The sequence below is a fragment of the Nitrobacter sp. 62-13 genome (genome assembly GCF_001896955.1).
Lineage (GTDB): Bacteria > Pseudomonadota > Alphaproteobacteria > Rhizobiales > Xanthobacteraceae > Nitrobacter.
In genome coordinates, this window is the sequence record NZ_MKRN01000168.1 from 1 (window position 1) to 941 (window position 941).

General features: G+C 56.3%; 1 protein-coding gene. It reads right to left on the minus strand.

Annotation, left to right across the window (positions count from 1 at the left end; all coding sequences use genetic code 11):
• The coding region (locus tag BGN91_RS11545) for a glycine--tRNA ligase subunit beta (RefSeq protein WP_292613256.1) at window positions 1-941 on the minus strand (941 nt) is incomplete at both ends.

Here is a 941-nt window from a genome sequence, read left to right on the forward strand (position 1 = left end):
AAGATCGTGCCGCGCGCCCTGCTCACGCAGTTGCACTTTCAGGCGATCAGCGAAGAAGGAAAGGAGATGGGATGCGAGCCGGTTGATACCCGTTCGACTAAAATCTTCTTCCATGATCCGTTGAAGCGCTAAGGATACCGCTGACGCCTTCCGTTCATACCCAGTAGGCGCACCATCAAACATGAAAGGAACTTCTACTTGGTCGAGATGCGTTAACCTCCGCTCAAACTCGGCGTAGGCATTTGAACGCTCTTCGTATTCATCCGAATCATGATCGAGGTCAGGATTTCCAATTTGCTCGCCGCCTATCTTTTTGGCATTCAAAGTGACAAAGCCATCGCTATCCAAAAAGATTAGGTGCTTGGCTTCATTCCACGTTTCACTCGGCGCATTATCTTCTGGTGGATGCCAACGCTCACCAAGGTATCGATATCCTCGCTCCGGCCTAAGAGCAAAGTACATCATTAGGATCAAAGCTTTTCGGACAAGCTCCGATAATTGAAGCCTTAGTGAGTTCTCTAACGTCAGCCTAATCACACCCAACGCTGCCCGGCGCAGCGCATAGGGGTCTTTCGATCCCGTCGGTTTTTCGTCGACCGCCCAGAAGCCGACCAGCGTGTCGATCTTGTCGGCGAGCGCGACCGCGATCGACACCGGATCGCTCGGCACGCGATCAGTCGGACCCTGCGGCTTGTAGTGTTCCTCGCAAGCCGCGGCGACGGACGCATCCTCGCCCTGCGCGCGCGCGTAGTATTTCCCCATCAGGCCCTGCAACTCGGGAAATTCGCCGACCACCTCAGTCAGCAAATCCGCCTTGCACAGCTGCGCCGCGCGCTTCGCTTTCTCGACATCCGCTCCGACCAGCGGCGCGATCTCGGCAGCCAGGCGTTCGATGCGCGCGATGCGCTCAGCCTGGGTGCCGAGCTTTTCGTGAAACACGA